Annotated in this window: 14 protein-coding genes and 1 other annotated feature; of the genes, 7 read left to right on the forward strand and 7 right to left on the reverse strand. The window is 44.7% G+C overall.

From position 1 onward, the window contains the following. The first annotated feature begins 132 nt into the window (after positions 1-132). From G5B12_RS08375 to thrS, 3 genes are all read left to right on the forward strand, one after another. Positions 133-642, forward strand: coding sequence for an SEC-C metal-binding domain-containing protein (locus tag G5B12_RS08375; RefSeq protein ID WP_021977629.1), 510 nt, complete (start codon positions 133-135; stop codon positions 640-642). Next, a complete protein-coding gene (locus G5B12_RS08380) occupies positions 642-1,124 on the forward strand; it encodes a YdcF family protein (protein ID WP_118071190.1) in 483 nt (160 codons plus the stop codon). The genes G5B12_RS08375 and G5B12_RS08380 overlap by 1 nt, the downstream gene beginning before the upstream one ends. A gap of 68 nt (positions 1,125-1,192) precedes the next feature. Further along, positions 1,193-1,416, forward strand: a binding site (T-box leader). Between the two features lie 136 nt (positions 1,417-1,552). After that, on the forward strand, positions 1,553-3,514 hold the full coding sequence (thrS, locus tag G5B12_RS08385; RefSeq protein ID WP_118071189.1) for a threonine--tRNA ligase: 1,962 nt from the start codon (positions 1,553-1,555) through the stop codon (positions 3,512-3,514). A 109-nt stretch (positions 3,515-3,623) separates the two neighbouring features. Here the strand turns inward: thrS and G5B12_RS08390 are convergent, their stop codons facing one another. Genes G5B12_RS08390 through G5B12_RS08415 form a run of 6 tightly spaced genes read right to left on the reverse strand, consistent with a single transcriptional unit; the run spans position 3,624 to position 10,050 of the window. Then, a complete protein-coding gene (locus tag G5B12_RS08390; RefSeq protein ID WP_174088042.1) occupies positions 3,624-4,628 on the reverse strand; it encodes an ABC transporter ATP-binding protein in 1,005 nt (334 codons plus the stop codon). A gap of 9 nt (positions 4,629-4,637) precedes the next feature. Further along, complete coding sequence (locus G5B12_RS08395) at positions 4,638-5,417, reverse strand: ABC transporter permease (RefSeq protein WP_118062800.1); 780 nt, start codon at positions 5,415-5,417, stop codon at positions 4,638-4,640. Continuing rightward, positions 5,414-6,268, reverse strand: coding sequence for an ABC transporter permease (locus tag G5B12_RS08400; RefSeq protein ID WP_174088043.1), 855 nt, complete (start codon positions 6,266-6,268; stop codon positions 5,414-5,416). The genes G5B12_RS08395 and G5B12_RS08400 overlap by 4 nt, the downstream gene beginning before the upstream one ends. A gap of 16 nt (positions 6,269-6,284) precedes the next feature. Continuing rightward, positions 6,285-7,412, reverse strand: a complete 1,128-nt coding sequence (locus tag G5B12_RS08405; RefSeq protein ID WP_173771438.1) for an extracellular solute-binding protein — start codon at positions 7,410-7,412, stop codon at positions 6,285-6,287. A gap of 17 nt (positions 7,413-7,429) precedes the next feature. Beyond that, positions 7,430-8,269 carry an alkaline phosphatase family protein gene (locus G5B12_RS08410; RefSeq protein ID WP_174088044.1) on the reverse strand — a complete coding sequence of 280 codons (840 nt, stop codon included), beginning with the start codon at positions 8,267-8,269 and terminating at the stop codon, positions 7,430-7,432. An 11-nt stretch (positions 8,270-8,280) separates the two neighbouring features. Beyond that, positions 8,281-10,050: a glycoside hydrolase family 2 protein gene (locus G5B12_RS08415; RefSeq protein ID WP_174088045.1), complete on the reverse strand. Its 1,770-nt coding sequence runs from the start codon at positions 10,048-10,050 to the stop codon at positions 8,281-8,283. A 380-nt stretch (positions 10,051-10,430) separates the two neighbouring features. Here G5B12_RS08415 and G5B12_RS08420 point away from each other — a divergent pair, with 380 nt between their 5' ends. Next, the gene (locus G5B12_RS08420; RefSeq protein WP_021977625.1) at positions 10,431-11,399 is read left to right on the forward strand and encodes an ArsR/SmtB family transcription factor; all 969 of its coding nucleotides are present in this window, start codon (positions 10,431-10,433) and stop codon (positions 11,397-11,399) included. Positions 11,400-11,409: 10 nt separating this feature from the next. Here G5B12_RS08420 and G5B12_RS08425 read toward each other — a convergent pair whose 3' ends face one another. Continuing rightward, on the reverse strand, positions 11,410-12,276 hold the full coding sequence (locus G5B12_RS08425; protein WP_021977624.1) for a shikimate dehydrogenase: 867 nt from the start codon (positions 12,274-12,276) through the stop codon (positions 11,410-11,412). A gap of 299 nt (positions 12,277-12,575) precedes the next feature. On the opposite strand from G5B12_RS08425, the gene G5B12_RS08430 reads away from it, so the two are divergent. The 3 genes from G5B12_RS08430 to G5B12_RS08440 all read left to right on the forward strand — a co-directional run bounded on the left by G5B12_RS08430 (position 12,576) and on the right by G5B12_RS08440 (position 15,092). Then, complete coding sequence (locus G5B12_RS08430; protein WP_021977623.1) at positions 12,576-13,427, forward strand: sigma-E processing peptidase SpoIIGA; 852 nt, start codon at positions 12,576-12,578, stop codon at positions 13,425-13,427. Between the two features lie 16 nt (positions 13,428-13,443). Next, complete coding sequence (gene sigE, locus G5B12_RS08435) at positions 13,444-14,169, forward strand: RNA polymerase sporulation sigma factor SigE (protein ID WP_021977622.1); 726 nt, start codon at positions 13,444-13,446, stop codon at positions 14,167-14,169. Between the two features lie 137 nt (positions 14,170-14,306). Beyond that, positions 14,307-15,092: an HD domain-containing protein gene (locus tag G5B12_RS08440; RefSeq protein WP_021977621.1), complete on the forward strand. Its 786-nt coding sequence runs from the start codon at positions 14,307-14,309 to the stop codon at positions 15,090-15,092. The last annotated feature ends 113 nt before the right edge of the window (positions 15,093-15,205 follow it).

Genomic DNA, 15,205 nt, shown 5'->3' on the forward strand with positions numbered 1-15,205 from the left:
TGTGGATTTTTGTGGATATGAGATAGATGTATTTGCTTTCTTCGCCAAAAGATGATATAATAAACAAAAATTGCGAAGCGGAATGAAACGTCCGCTTTATTCATCTAAAATTTTGGAAAAGAGGATCAGACAATGAGCGATATGACAATTCTTGAGCAGTGGCGTTCCGTTGCTTATAATCAGAATGCAGATAAGAATAAGCTTCAGCGCTTCTGGGCAACTTATTTTAACATTGAGAAGAACATTTACGAGCAGCTTCTGGAGAACCCGGATGAGGTTGTTTCCGGAACTGTTAAAGAGCTTGCTGAGAAATACGGTCAGGATGTTATGACTATGGTTGGTTTCCTTGACGGAATCAACGACAGCCTGAAGGTTCCGAACCCGATCGAGACTATGGATGAGAACACCAAGGTTAACCTTGCATTTGATAAAGAAGCTCTCTATAAGAACATGGTAGACGCCAAGGCTGACTGGCTTTACAACCTTCCTCAGTGGGACAAGATCTTCACAGAAGAGAAGAAGAAAGCTCTCTACATGGAGCAGAAGAAATCCGGCACAGTTGTGAAACCACACAAAGTCGGAAGAAACGATCCGTGCCCATGCGGAAGCGGCAAGAAATACAAATACTGCTGCGGAAGATAATGAGCGTAAAGAAGAATCTGGATTACATTATCGTGTTAGGTGCCCACGTGGACGGAACACGGATGACACTTGCCCTTCTGGAACGAGCCAGAAGGGCTCTTCTTTATCTTAAGGAGAATCCCGGGACAAGGGCAGTTCTCTCCGGTGGAAAAGGTGACGGAGAAAACATTTCCGAGGCAGAGGCCATGTACCGTTATCTCATCGGACATGGGATAGAGGGGAACAGACTGATCCTGGAAGAAGAGTCCACCAGCACGAAGGAGAATCTGGAATTCAGCCGCAGGAAGATCGGAACCACAGATTGTTCCATAGGCGTGGTGACCAACAATTTTCATGTATGGAGAGGAGCAGCTATTGCAAGGAAATGCGGCTTCCGGGAAGTTGTTATGGTACCTTCCAGATATCGAAGCTGGCGTCTTCTGGTCTACATTCCAAGAGAAATTCTGGCAATCATCAAGGATAAAATGATGGGAAATCTGTGAAAATTTTTTTTAAACATGCGTTGACAAATAAAAATACTGCGCTTATAATGAACCACAGAAAAAGAAATAAAAACACGTTGACGAGACGAGTAAACTGTGAAATGTTACAGAGAGAGATGTGAAGTGCTGGAAACATCTTATCGGGAAACAGTTGAAAACTACCTCCGAGTGGCCCCAATCCGGTCCGGTGATTCCGTTATCATCATAATTGAGAGGCTTTGTATTTGACAGGTATCTGTTTATATGGAGCAAGCAGGGTGGAACCGCGAGAATGAATAAACTCGTCCCTTACAGTGCGTGATGTACTGTAAGGGATTTTTTTATTCCGGAGAAAATTACTCCACAGTATTTTCCGGGAAAAGATCTCCGGTACAGGAAAATGCACTGTGTATCATAGAAACTCGTTGAAAACGAAAGGAGAAACAATCATGATTATTACATTAAAAGACGGCTCAAAAAAAGAATACTCAGAAGCAAGATCAGTGATCGATATCGCATATGACATCAGCGAAGGCCTTGCACGTGCTGCATGTGCAGGAGAAGTAAACGGAGAGGTTGTAGATCTTCGTACAGTCCTTGAGGATGACTGTGAGCTTAACATCCTTACAGCAAGAGATGAGAAGGGCCTTGCAGTTCTCCGTCATACAGCATCTCATGTAATGGCACAGGCTGTACAGAATCTGTATCCGGAGGCAAAGGTTGCCATCGGACCATCCATTGATACAGGATTCTACTATGATTTCGACCACGAGCCATTTTCCCGTGAGGATCTTGATGCCATCGAAAAAGAGATGAAGAAGATCATCAAAAAAGGCGCAAAGATTGAGCGTTTCACAAAATCCCGTGAGGATGCCATCGCATACTTCAAAGAGAAAAATGAGCCATATAAGGTAGAGCTGATCGAGGATCTTCCGGAGGGAGAGGAGATTTCCTTCTATTCCCAGGGAGACTGGACAGACCTCTGTGCAGGACCACACCTGATGAGCGTAAAAGGAGTCAAAGCATTCAAGCTTCTTTCTTCTTCCAGCGCATACTGGAGAGGAAGCGAGAAAAACGCAATGCTCACACGTATCTACGGAACTGCATATGCAACAAAGGATGAGCTGAAAGAGCATCTGGAGCAGATGGAAGAGGCTAAGAGACGCGATCATAACAAACTTGGCCGTGAGATGAAGATCTTCACAACAGTAGACGTAATCGGACAGGGACTTCCGCTTATCATGCCAAACGGTGTGATCATGATGCAGGAGCTTCAGCGCTGGATCGAGGATGAGGAGACAAAACGTGGCTATGTAAGAACAAAAACTCCTCTGATGGCAAAGAGTGATCTCTACAAGATCTCCGGACACTGGGATCATTACAAAGACGGCATGTTCGTACTTGGGGACGAGGAAAAGGACAAAGAGGTTTACGCACTTCGTCCGATGACATGCCCGTTCCAGTACTATGTATACAAAGCAGAGCAGCACAGCTACCGTGATCTGCCGATCCGTCTGGGCGAGACATCCACACTGTTCCGTAACGAGGATTCCGGTGAGATGCATGGCCTGACACGAGTTCGTCAGTTTACGATTTCCGAGGGACATCTGATTGTAAGACCGGACCAGATGGTAAAAGAGTTCAAAGACTGTATCGCACTTGCACAGTACTGCCTGCAGGTACTTGGTGTTGAGGAAGATGTAACCTATCACCTTTCCAAATGGGACCCGACAAACAAAGAGAAATATATCGGTGAGCCGGAAGTATGGGAGGAGACAGAGGGTCATATCCGCCAGATGCTGAACGAGCTGAACATTCCGTTCACAGAGGATGTAGGAGAGGCTGCTTTCTACGGACCGAAGGTTGATATCAATGCCAAGAACGTATACGGAAAAGAAGACACCATGATCACAATCCAGTGGGATGCACTTCTTGCAGAACAGTTTGATATGTACTATATTGATGAGAACGGCGACAAACAGCGTCCGTACATCATCCACCGTACATCTATGGGATGCTATGAGAGAACTCTTGCATGGCTCATTGAGAAGTATGCAGGAATGTTCCCGACATGGCTCTGCCCGGAGCAGGTTCGTGTGATCCCGATCTCCGAGAAGTTCAACGATTATGCGCAGAAGGTAGAGGCCCAGATGAAAGAGGCAGGCATCCGCTGCTCCGTAGACGGACGTTCTGAGAAGATGGGATACAAGATCCGTGAGGCACGTCTTGAGAGAGTACCATACATGCTTATCGTTGGTGCAAAAGAGGAAGAAGAGGGCAAGGTTTCCGTAAGAAGCCGTTACCTTGGTGATGAAGGAATGAAAGATCTTGGCGAGTTCATCAGCTTCATCAAAGAAGAGATCAAGAATAAGACTATCCGTAAGATCGAAGTTCAGGAAGAAAAGAAATAAGAAGATATAAAATAACATAACCAAACTCCCGCTGACAGAGACAGCTGTTTATAGCTGCCTGTTGGTGGGAGTTTTTTTGCAGGGAATACCTCCGTAAAGTCAGGAGTTATTAATGAAGATGAAGAATATCTTCTTTCAAAATCTGGAGCTGAAGCATTTCGCCCATATTGCGCTGCCGGTTGGTTTCAAACAGGGTATCTGCCCGTAATTCGATACCATCGCAGTCTATGGTGTAGGAAATGGTAGTTCCACGCAGCATCACACCGGTGATCTTTCCCTGGAAATGAACGGCATCATTCAGCGTTTCCGGAGAAATCAGGACGGCTTCCGGACGGATTGCGACAAAGTCACAGTCTGAGGAAAGACCGCACAGTTTTTTGAGATCCGGATTGCTGAGGATGTTATAGTGTCCGATAAAATTGGCTGCAAATTTTGTCTGCGGGTGGGTATAGATATCTGCCGGTGATCCGGACTGTTCAATCTGACCCACATTAAACAGATGGATGGTGTCGGACATAACCATGGCCTCTTCCTGATCATGTGTGACGAAAATGGTAGTCATTTTCAGACTCTGCTGAATTTTACGGATTTCCACCTGAAGGTTTCTTCGCAGCAGGGCATCAATTGCGCTTAAAGGCTCATCCAGAAGAAGAACTTTTGGTTCCATGATAATGGCACGGGCCAGGGCAACACGCTGCTGCTGGCCGCCGGACAGCTGACGTGGATACTGATCCAGCTTGTCGGAAAGTCCTACGGTATGAAGAACATCATTTACTTTTTCTGCAATAAAATGTTTGTCTTTTTTCTGCATCTGAAGGCCGAAGGCAACATTCTGGCGCACAGTCATATTGGGGAACAGACTGTACTGCTGGAAAACCATGCCGATTTTTCTCTGTTTGGGAGTAAAATCTGTGATGTTAGTTCCGTCCAGATAAATTTCTCCTTCCGTAACGGTCTCCAGGCCTGAAAAACAGCGGAGAAGCGTACTTTTTCCACAGCCGGAGGGACCGAGAAGAGTGACAAATTCTCCCTCATCAATAGAAAGATTGATGCCTTTCAGAACTTCGTTATTTCCGAAACTTTTATGAACATTTCTGAATTCAATATATGCCATTTATATCACCTATCTCTTTCTGTTCTGAAATTTAAAAACAAGCTGTGAAATAACCAGAGTAACTGTAAACATGATGATTACAATTACACACTGATACTGCAGTACAATCAGACGGCTGTTGTACAGAAGCATCTGAATGGTTTCGTATTTGTTTCCCGCAATGATTTTTATGACTGCAAAATCTCCGAAAACTGTGGAGAGAGCGAGAAGAGAAGATACCAGGATACCGGCCAGCATATTCGGAAGAATAATCCGGATAAATGCGTATAATTTTCCGGCACCCAGGATTTCCGCTGCTTCCAGAAGACGGGTAACGTTGATTCCGTGCAGATTGTTTCGGATTCCCTGATATACAAAAGGCAGGATGGAAATACTGTAAATACAGACCAGCATTACCATTCGGTTGGAAAAGAAAGTTACTCCGCCTGCGTAAAGTGCCAGTACAGGAATTGCAATCGTTACACCCTTCAGGGAATTTGGAATCATACAGATGGTCTGGATGTATTTTTCAAGTTTTGGATAATAGACCACTGAAGTATACAGAGCCAGAATTACAACGATGTTGCAGATCAGAATCGGAGGGATACTGATCAGAACGCCTCGAAGGATAGCGGGCCACAGTGTTGGCTCGGTAAACGCCTGTATCCAGTATTTAAAAGTCCATCCTGCAGGAAACAGTTTTGTCCATCCGATGGTAAAGGAGTAGACAAGGGTTGCAGCAAATGGAATCAGGAGAAAAATACAGGCGAGGATAATGATAACATAAGGCAGTTTTTTTCTTCGTTTCATACCTGTTCCCCTCCTTTATACGTCAGCTTTTTCAGAAGATTGCAGATACAGATAACGGCCAGCATGATGATGATCATCCAGATCGCCAGAGCAGATCCCATTTCTTTCTGCGGTGTCATTTCTCCGGTAAACATGGTTGTGATTTTTACCGGAAGAAGAGGAATACTGGTGGTTACCAGAAGAAGAACTGTGGCGTAAGCTGTGATCGCATTGGCGAAAAGCAGTGCAAAGGTGTCAAGAAGACTGGGAAGCATTACCGGAATTCCAATTCTCGTCCAGAACTGGAACGGGGAAGCTTCCAGAATCTCAGCTGCTTCCTTCCAGGAATAATCCACTGCCTGAAAAGCAGGAACCAGCATCAGGCTGCCCAGGGGCAGCTGAAAGTAAATAAACATCAGCAAAAGCCCCTGGATGGAATACAGACGGAAAACGGTAGACAGCTGTATACCGATGGCACGCAGTGCAAGTACAAAAATTCCGGTGTTTCCAAGAATAACTACAAATGAAAAATAAAGTGGTAAGCCAGCAAAATTTGATACCATATTCAACATGGATAACATACGGCTCTGTCCGTTTTTTCCAAGTTCATTGACTGCCCAGGCAATAAAGAAAGAGAGGATCAGTCCAATGATAGTGGAAGCAAAGGACAGATACAGACTGTTGCTGGTTGCTACCTGATAAACGGAATCTGTAAAGATTGTTTTGTAATTATTGAATGTAAAAGCACCCGTTTCCGGTGATAAAAAGCTTTTCTGGACCATGCTTATAATCGGCAGAAAGATAAACAGGATAGCCAGCAAAAGTAGCGGAAGAAGCGGTATCAGTTTTTGAAGGTTACGAACTTTTTTCATCTGTCAGCCCTCCCTTTTACTGAACCAGTGGAAGAACTTCTCTTTCCCATAATTCAGCGATTTCTGCACATGCGCTGTTTAATGCGTCAACATCAGAGATATTTGTACAGTTTTTGTATAAATCATCATCAAGAAGTTTGGATTTTACATCGTCAGGAAGTGTTACGTCCTGTTTGGTCGGACGTGCATATCCTTCTGCACGGTTGATGGCACCTTCGTCGCTGCAGAGATATTCAATGGCAAGACCTGCCGCATTTGGATGAGGCGCGTATTTGTTGATGATCTGCGCGTATCCGTTTGTTACGGAACCGTCAGACGGGATTGTGATATCAAGTTCCATGGTTGGATTTTCTGCTACAATGTTATCTCTCCATGCAAGGACAGAATAATCATAATTACCTACACAGCAGACCATTTCACCGCTTGCAAGGCGGGCGGAAGTGGTGTCGCCGGTGTCAAGACGTCCGGCTTTGGCCAGTTCTTTAAAGTAATCAATTCCTGGCTGGACATTATCCATGGAACCGCCATTGGCGATCGCACAGGATAATACAGCAACCTGTGATGCGGCACCGCCAAGAACATTTCCGACAGATACCAGATAATCCCCGTTCTTTACATCTTCCCAGGATGTCGGGCATTTTCCGCCGGTAAACTCTGTGTTTGCGATGAAGGCAAGAGATCCGGTATAGGTCATGATCCAGTGGCCGTCAGGATCTTTTGCCCAGTCCGGGAAGGAATCCCAGGTGGAAGCTTTGTAGGTGCCGATGACATCCTGTTTGATGGCTTCTGGTGTCATGGAAAGACCGATATCACCGATATCTTTTGTAGGATCATCTTTTTCAGCTGCAAACTGAGAAAGCTCTTCTGCGGAAGTCATATCAACATCGCCGTGGGTGATTCCGTAAGTATCTGTGATTGCATCCCAGGAACCTTTCCAGTTTGCCCAGTCATCAGGCATTCCCACAGACTGCAGATCCCCTTCTTCTTTGGCGTTTTTGATCAGGTCATCAAGACTCATTTCTTCGCCGTTTAAAACAACGGTTGAAGCGTCCGCAGCGCTGACAGGAATGGCACAGATCAGCATGGATGCGGAAAGTGCGGCTGCAAGTACAGTGCTCATTAAAGATAAGTTACGTTTTCTCATAGTTAAACCCTCCTTTGTTATGGTATGAGTGAAATAGCATCTGCCATATTGATCGGAATCTCTGCCATCATATCCGGGGATGGCTCGATATCAAGAAGCCAGCACAGAAGCGGGGCAATGCAAAGCTGTGAAATATACTGATTTTCAAATCGACCGGCAGATACCTGATCGCTGAAAATATAAAGTGGAACATCACGCTGTGCACAATCGTTTCCTCCGTGGATGCCAAGTTCGTTGATGCCGTGGTCTGCAGTGACAACCACATGGTATCCTGCGGCTCTCCATGTGGGAAGCAGATTGGCGATCATATGCCCTGCAATAGCGATGGCTTCTTCGTATTCTTTTGAACCGGATCCGTGCTTATGTCCCTGATCGTCAATTGCCATAGAATGAATCAGGAGGAAATCCGGGTTCTGATTCTGCCGGAGAAATTCGCCATCAGCAAAAAGATGGGAATCCGGGTAAGTGTCATCCCAGTAGTAAATTCCGGAATTAATGGTTTCGGAAGACTGAAGCTGTATTCTTTCACGGTCAATGCGAAATGGAATGTGGTTATAAAGTTCTCCGAACCAGTGATAAGCGGCGGCTGCGGTTTTTCCACCCTGTTTCTGACAGAGGGAAAAAACATTGTCACAGTCCAGGGTCCTCAGGGTATCATTGGTCGTAATCCCATGGGAAAAGACCGGAGTTCCTGTAAGAAGCGTTGCATACATAGGTCTGGAAAGAGAAGGAAGTTCTCCTTTTACTTTATATTTGGCACCTTTTTTGTAATCAATCAGATGTTCCAGATATCCGAGATTTCGTGTGCCGGCTTCATACTGGCAGGCATCCAGAAGTACAAAAATTGTTTTTTTCATAGAGGCCTCCTTTAATAGTCTTCAATGGTGGAAAATGAGGTTGTCGTTTCCCTGGAATCGTTGATTGCTTTGATTTTTTTCGGATCTGTTTTGAACTGATGATCTTCATCGAGAAGCCCATTCTGTTCCTGCTGGATATCAGATAGCTGTGTGTAGCAGAAACCACAAAGCAGATCAGAAGCGTAGATGGATCGGATTACATGGCTGTAAGCTGCGAGAAAACTTTCTTCGCTGTCTGTATCAGAATAGCCCCAGCTTTTTTTATCCTTTCCTGTTTTAAGGGAAATTCCTCCGGCTTCTGTAAGCATAACCGGCTGCCCTTCATAAACAAAGCTGTCTGCAAAAAGCGGTCGTTCTACCAGGCTTTCAAGTCCGGAAAGAGATTGAAGTCCCAGAGAAAATGCGGCCTGAGCATCCGGGTTATCCGGAGATCCGTGTTTGTAGGAGTGAAATGCACAGATGTCATTTTCCGTCATTTCCCATCCATCATTGGCGATTACAAGTCTGGAAGGATCCAGGCCATGAGCCAGATGATACAGAGACCGCGCAAAATGTTGTTGTTGTGTGTTATCGTAAAGTCTGGGGACTCCCCAGCTTTCGTTCATCATGTTCCACAGAATAATGCAGGGGTGATTGTAGTCTCTCTGTATGGTACGGGTCCATTCCTGTGAAAAAACACCTGCTGACTGCGGAGAAAAACTCCAGAAACTGGCGGTGCTTTCCCATACGAGAAATCCAAGTTTATCGGCCCAGTAAAGAAAGAGAGGATCTTCTGCTTTTTCATGTTTACGGCAGCCATTAAATCCCATTTCCTTGGCTTTCTGAATATCCTGGATATAGTTTTCTTCGGATGGGGCGGTAACAAGTCCGTCCTTCCAGTAGCCCTGATCCAGAAGCAGTTTCTGATAATAAGGCTGATTGTTAAGATAAACTCTGCCGTCGTGGACGTGCACCTTACGCATTCCAAAGTAAGTTTCCACCTGATCCAGAAGGATATTTCTGGATTTCAGAAGTGCACTTACTGTAAAAAGATTCGGATGTTCCGGAGACCAGTACCATCCGGTAAAGTGGAAGGAACCGCGCAGTGCCTTGTTTTTGAAAATATCAACAATGATCTTTCCGCGTTTTTCGGAAACAGTAAGGGAACCGTGAGAAACCGGATTGTTCTTAAACCGGATATCCCATTCCAGTTCACATGGAAAAACAGTGCAGTCGGAAAGAGAATAAGTGATTTCTACAGTACCCTGATCAATATCCGGAGTAAAATGAATCCATTCCAGGTGGGCTTCATTTACCGGCTCCAGCCATACGGACTGCCAGATGCCGCTGGACTGCGTGTACCAGATAAACTCGCCGGATGATTTCCAGAACTGTTTGCCTCTGGGAACGGTTTCATCATGCAGGTAATCGGTAACTGCCACGGTGAGTGTTTCTTCACCTCCGGAAAGAAAATCTGTGATATCAAAGGTGAAGGAGGACTGACCGCCTTCATGAAAGCCGACACAATGATCGTTGATAAATACGCTGCATTTGTAGTCAACAGCTCCGAAGTGAAGAAGAATTCTCTGACCGATCCACTCTGCCGGGATAAAAAAATTTCGCTGATAGGTGATTCTGTCAGAAGTAAGTTCTTTCTGAAACCCGCTGAGTCTGCTCTGGGGCGGGAAGGGAACCTGGATTTTTACGGGAGTTTTGTCGGTTCCGTCCTGAAAATTCCAGGTACCATTTAAAGGCATCCATTTCTCCCGGATGAAATCAGGGCGCGGATATTCATTTCTCATAGAGTTAAATCCTTTCTTTGAGTAAAATCAATATTGAAATATCCGTAATGGGTATTGCCCGGGATATAAAAAGAATGTTGTCAGGTTACGCTGGCTGCCATATAATAGGGTTAATAAATTTATTACATAATTACTGGAAGTAGAGGAAAAAACGAAGCTTCAAAAAGTTTTTTCTCTTTTTTATACTCATAATTGTAGTCATAAAATTCGAAAAAATCAATGGTTTTAATGCAAAATGACGCAAATCTGCGATTGTAACAAGAATGTATAATGCAATTTGTATATATTTTTGAAAAAATGATATTTATTACATAAATAATGAAATAAATAAGAAAAGAAGCAGATATTCATTACATGAATCTTGAAACGGAGGAAAAAGAATGGCGGAAGAAAGAATCAGTCAGGGAATTACAACAGAAAAGGAACTGGAACTGAACCTGTCAACAGAGAGTCACAAACCATGGATCACAGCAATCGGAAAGGCGCTGTCTTCAGCGGTACGGATTGATATTTTGAATCTGATAAAGGTGCATCCGTTGTCACTGCAGGAAATTTCCAGGAGACTGGGAATCCCGTTGTCTTCAACAGCGCTGCATATCCGCTGTCTGGAGGATGCTCATCTGGTATCTACAGAAAGCCAGCCGGGAATTCATGGCTCCATGAGAGTCTGCATGTGCGATTTTATTTCGTTTCATCTGGAAGCGTATGATACGGATATCAGCGCGGCGGAAAATACGCTGGTATACCAGATGCCCCTTGGAAATTATACAGATTTTCAGGTGGAACCTTCCTGTGGCCTGGCGGGAATGAACGGGGTAATTGATACTTTTGATGATCCAAGGTCTTTTTATTCGACGGACAGGCAGCAGGCGCAGCTGATCTGGTTCAGCCGGGGATATATAGAATATCGTTTTCCCAACAAAATAAATCCCCTCTGGAACATCCAGGAGATGAACTTTTCCATGGAACTCTGTTCGGAAGCACCTGGATATAATGCCCAGTGGCCGTCGGATATTACTTTTTCAGTTAATGGAACAGAGATTGGGACTTATACATGTCCGGGAGATCTGGGAGCAAGAAGAGGAAGACTGACACCAAATGTATGGCCCATAGGTCTGACGCAGTATGGATTTATGACAGGAGTTTCTCTGCGAAAAGATGGATGTTACATCAATGAGATTAAGGTGAACGATGAGAATATACTGGAAACCGTGCGCCTGTCAGGAAAACCGTATATTTCTCTGAGGATCGGAGTGCGCCCGGATGCCATAAATCAGGGTGGAATCAATCTCTTCGGAGAAAAATACGGAGATTTCCCACAGGGAATTAATATGCGGATCGTGTATTAACAGGGATGGATTATTTAAAATATTTCTCTCTTACAATCTCAACCGGCATATCCAGTCCGGTCCAGATGTGGAATGCTTTTACGCCCTGGTGAAGCAGCATGTACATTCCGTTAAAGGTTGGACATCCGGCTTCCCGGGCTTCTCTAAGAAGTCTTGTTTCTCTTGGTTCATACACAACATCGGCTACCGTAAGTTCCGGATGGAACAGAGTTTTGTCCGGGATGACTGTGCCGGTCACATCCGGAACCATTCCCACAGAGGTAGCGTTGATCAGAAGAGTGCTTTCTTCCAGTGCGTCTTTCAGAGCGGCGTGATCATCCATCTCATGAAGGATCATCTGACATTCTGTCATATGAGACATTTTTTCTGCCATGGCAGCGGCACGTTCCCAGTAACGGCTGGTAGGACGTGCAAAAACATGGATCTTTTTTGCACCTTCCAGGGCGGACTGTCCGCAGATTGCCATTCCGGCACCGCCCACACCCATAACGGTGATGGTGCGTCCCTTCACATCACAGCCTGCATCTCTGGCAGACTGGGTAAATCCATAACCATCGGTATTAAATCCCTTTAATTTTCCATTATCATTGCGGACGGTATTTACCGCTCCAATCAGCTGTGCGGTAGGAGAAAGTTCGTCCAGGAGCTCCACGATCTTATTCTTGTTTGGCATGGTCAGGTTAAAGCCCTTGATCCCGCAGGCTTTCAGTCCTTCCACTGCCTGGGGAAGGGTCTCCTCTGTCACATCAAAACAGAGATACACATAATCAAGCCCGAGGTAACGAAATGCTTCATTGTGCATTAAAGGTGATACGCTGTGTGCCACTGGGCTTCCCAGAAGGCCGGTAAGCCCGGTATGTCCGGTAATATTGATCATTGTTCGATTCCCTCCTGTATCTCATAAAATAGAATTTTTTTACGAAATATATAATAAAAAATATTTTAACACTATAAAGTGCGAAAATCAATAAATACACATATTGTACGGAAATTTATACATTTTTGTCGCTGATCCATAGAAAAAATCTATAAATGTCGATGCAGACAGAAATGCCCCGATAAGTTTGAAGAATCGACATCCAACTTTGACAAAATATGCACAGAGCCTGCCCTATAATAAATGTACTTACCAAAGTTGAGAATCAATGGCAGATAAAACAGCAGTGGGGGAGTCTTATGTATCAGAATATATACATAGATATCGTTTTTATGACGAATTTCCTTATGGATTATATGCTTTTAAGACTTGTGGGAAAATTTCTGCATCTTGACGGGAAACGCTTAAGATGCGTGTTATCCGCTGCCTTTGGATCTTTTGTATCCTGCCTGCTTCTTTGTGTACCTTTTAAGATTATTTTTCCTGCTGCTGTACTGATCCATGGCGGCTGCGCTTTTTTTATGGCATCCTTTGCTTTTCGCCTGAAAAAAGGAGGCCTTCTTGCGAAAACCATTCTGGCTTTGTATTTCACAGCTTTTGTGGTAGGCGGGATCTATCAGGCACTGGAAACGGAAAGGACCATGACGGTGAAAACATTTCTGCTTTTTGTGGCAGGGATTTACGGTGCATTTTATACACTGGGGTGTGCAGCCGAGACCTTCCGATTTGGCAGAAGGAATATTTATCCGGTCACGCTTAAATATCAGGGGAAGATACAGCAGACATATGGATTTTTTGATACGGGAAACTTCCTTATGGATCCCGTGAAAAAACAGCCGGTATCTGTTATAAAACAGGAACTTCTGGGAAGCCTGGTATCGGAAGAACTGGTAAAAAAACTGATGGATATCAGAGATAAGCCAGAGGGACTGGAAAATACGGAGCTTGTCAGTCTGCAGCCACATTTTCTGAGTTGTCGTACCGCAGATGGAAAAAAAGGATTGCTGCTGGCAGTGGTTCTTGACGAATTTCTGATCCAAACTCCCGGAAGGGTGGTACATGTGGGAAAACCAGTGCTTGCCATAACATCCGAGCCCTCAGCTTTGGGAGAAGAGTACGGGATACTTTTGAATTCCAGACTATTAAATTAAGAAGGGGGCTTATATTATGAACAGAGCAGCTGTAAGATCTTATCCATTTCAGGTGATCCAGAGGTTTATGATCAATCGACCGGGAGATGTTTTTTATATTGGGGGAAATGATATCCTTCCGGCACCGCTGCCGGCGGAGCGTGAAGCTGAAGTGATAGCAATGCTTGGGACAGAAAAGGAAAAAGAGGCAAAGGCCGTTCTGATCGAGCATAATCTCCGGCTTGTGGTTTATATTGCAAAAAAATTTGACAACACAGGAGTTAGTGTGGAAGATCTGATCTCTATCGGAACCATAGGACTTATAAAGGCTATCAATACATTTAATCCGGTAAAAAATATCAAACTTGCTACCTATGCATCCAGATGTATTGAAAATGAGATTTTGATGTACCTCCGGAGAAACAGCAAGACCAAGATGGAAGTTTCCATCGACGAGCCGTTGAATGTGGACTGGGATGGAAATGAGTTACTGCTTTCTGATATCCTGGGAACGGACGATGATGTGATCTCCAGACGTCTGGAAGATGAGGTGGAGATCGCGCTTCTGGGAAAAGCCATCAGTAAACTGACGAAGCGGGAGCAGATGATCATCCGTCTGCGTTTTGGAATCGGAAACCGGGAAGGAATGGAGAAAACACAGAAGGAGGTGGCAGATCTCCTGGGAATTTCACAGTCTTATATTTCACGCCTGGAAAAACGCATCATGAAGCGGCTGCGGAAAGAAATCGTGAAATATGAATAAATTAAAATAAAAAGTTTAAATATTTTAAAAAGCGTTATTGAAGGATAGCGCTTTTTTTGATACCATTTTTATAAACGGGGGATTCTTTGCAGGGGATATCAGAGGAACAGAAGAAAAGTCAGGAGGTGCGTGGCGGGATGATCGATATTGAACACGCAAAGCAGGAATTTGAAAATTATCTGGATGAATACGACCGGCAGGATGAGCAGATCTATCTGAAGATCGAGCATACTTACGGTGTGGTGAAATACGCAGGGGAGATCGCCAGGAGGATGGAGTGTTCCAGGGAAGATGTGGAACTTGCAGAGCTGATCGGGCTGCTTCACGATATCGGACGTTTTGAACAGATCCGAAGATTTCACAGTTTTGAGCCGGGAACCATGGATCATGCAGTATTCGGGGCGGAACTTCTCTTCGGGGAGGAAAAGATGATCCGGCGTTTTGTCCGTGAGGATCTGTTTGATGATCTGATCAATGCGGCGATCCGTAAGCACAGTGATTTTAAACTGGAAGGAATCCATGATGCCAGAACGTTGTTTCATGCAAAACTGATCCGGGATGCAGATAAACTGGATAACTGCCGGGTGAAACTGGTGGCATCCATTGAAGCCATGCTGGGAGTTTCCGAGGAAACAGCCGGAGAAGGCCTGATCTCGCCGGCAGTGTGGGAATCCTGTCTCAGAAGGGAGTCAGTATTATCTGCAGACAGACAGGTGCCGGTGGACTACTGGGTATCTTATCTTGCCCAGTACTATGATATTAATTTCCCGGAGACCTGTGAGATCATTGAAGAGGAGGATTATATTACCAGGATCGCCAGCCGGCTGACTTACAAAGAGCAAGACACCAGAGACAAGATCCGTATTCTCACGGAAGATCTGAACCGGTATCTGGAAATGCCGGCGGTGTCTGTGAAAGAGTAGAGACATAGTGGGGCAAAAAAGAATCAGGGAAAAGCAGAAACAGACGTTGACTTAAAGACTAAAATTAACTATAATACAGCTAAAATTAGCTTTATAAAATAAAGCGCAGAAGC

This window comes from Blautia sp. MSK.20.85 (assembly GCF_013317245.1).
Classification (GTDB): domain Bacteria; phylum Bacillota; class Clostridia; order Lachnospirales; family Lachnospiraceae; genus Blautia_A.

Bases quoted from the DNA above. Each gene is read 5' to 3' on its own strand.
- G5B12_RS08400 (WP_174088043.1), bottom strand. From the start codon at position 6,268: ATGAAAAAAGTTCGTAACCTTCAAAAACTGATACCGCTTCTTCCGCTA.
- G5B12_RS08415 (WP_174088045.1), bottom strand. From the start codon at position 10,050: ATGAGAAATGAATATCCGCGCCCTGATTTCATCCGGGAGAAATGGATG.
- G5B12_RS08390 (WP_174088042.1), bottom strand. From the start codon at position 4,628: ATGGCATATATTGAATTCAGAAATGTTCATAAAAGTTTCGGAAATAAC.
- G5B12_RS08395 (WP_118062800.1), bottom strand. From the start codon at position 5,417: ATGAAACGAAGAAAAAAACTGCCTTATGTTATCATTATCCTCGCCTGT.
- G5B12_RS08405 (WP_173771438.1), bottom strand. From the start codon at position 7,412: ATGAGAAAACGTAACTTATCTTTAATGAGCACTGTACTTGCAGCCGCA.
- G5B12_RS08430 (WP_021977623.1), top strand. From the start codon at position 12,576: ATGTATCAGAATATATACATAGATATCGTTTTTATGACGAATTTCCTT.
- G5B12_RS08420 (WP_021977625.1), top strand. From the start codon at position 10,431: ATGGCGGAAGAAAGAATCAGTCAGGGAATTACAACAGAAAAGGAACTG.
- G5B12_RS08380 (WP_118071190.1), top strand. From the start codon at position 642: ATGAGCGTAAAGAAGAATCTGGATTACATTATCGTGTTAGGTGCCCAC.
- sigE (WP_021977622.1), top strand. From the start codon at position 13,444: ATGAACAGAGCAGCTGTAAGATCTTATCCATTTCAGGTGATCCAGAGG.
- thrS (WP_118071189.1), top strand. From the start codon at position 1,553: ATGATTATTACATTAAAAGACGGCTCAAAAAAAGAATACTCAGAAGCA.
- G5B12_RS08410 (WP_174088044.1), bottom strand. From the start codon at position 8,269: ATGAAAAAAACAATTTTTGTACTTCTGGATGCCTGCCAGTATGAAGCC.
- G5B12_RS08425 (WP_021977624.1), bottom strand. From the start codon at position 12,276: ATGATCAATATTACCGGACATACCGGGCTTACCGGCCTTCTGGGAAGC.
- G5B12_RS08375 (WP_021977629.1), top strand. From the start codon at position 133: ATGAGCGATATGACAATTCTTGAGCAGTGGCGTTCCGTTGCTTATAAT.
- G5B12_RS08440 (WP_021977621.1), top strand. From the start codon at position 14,307: ATGATCGATATTGAACACGCAAAGCAGGAATTTGAAAATTATCTGGAT.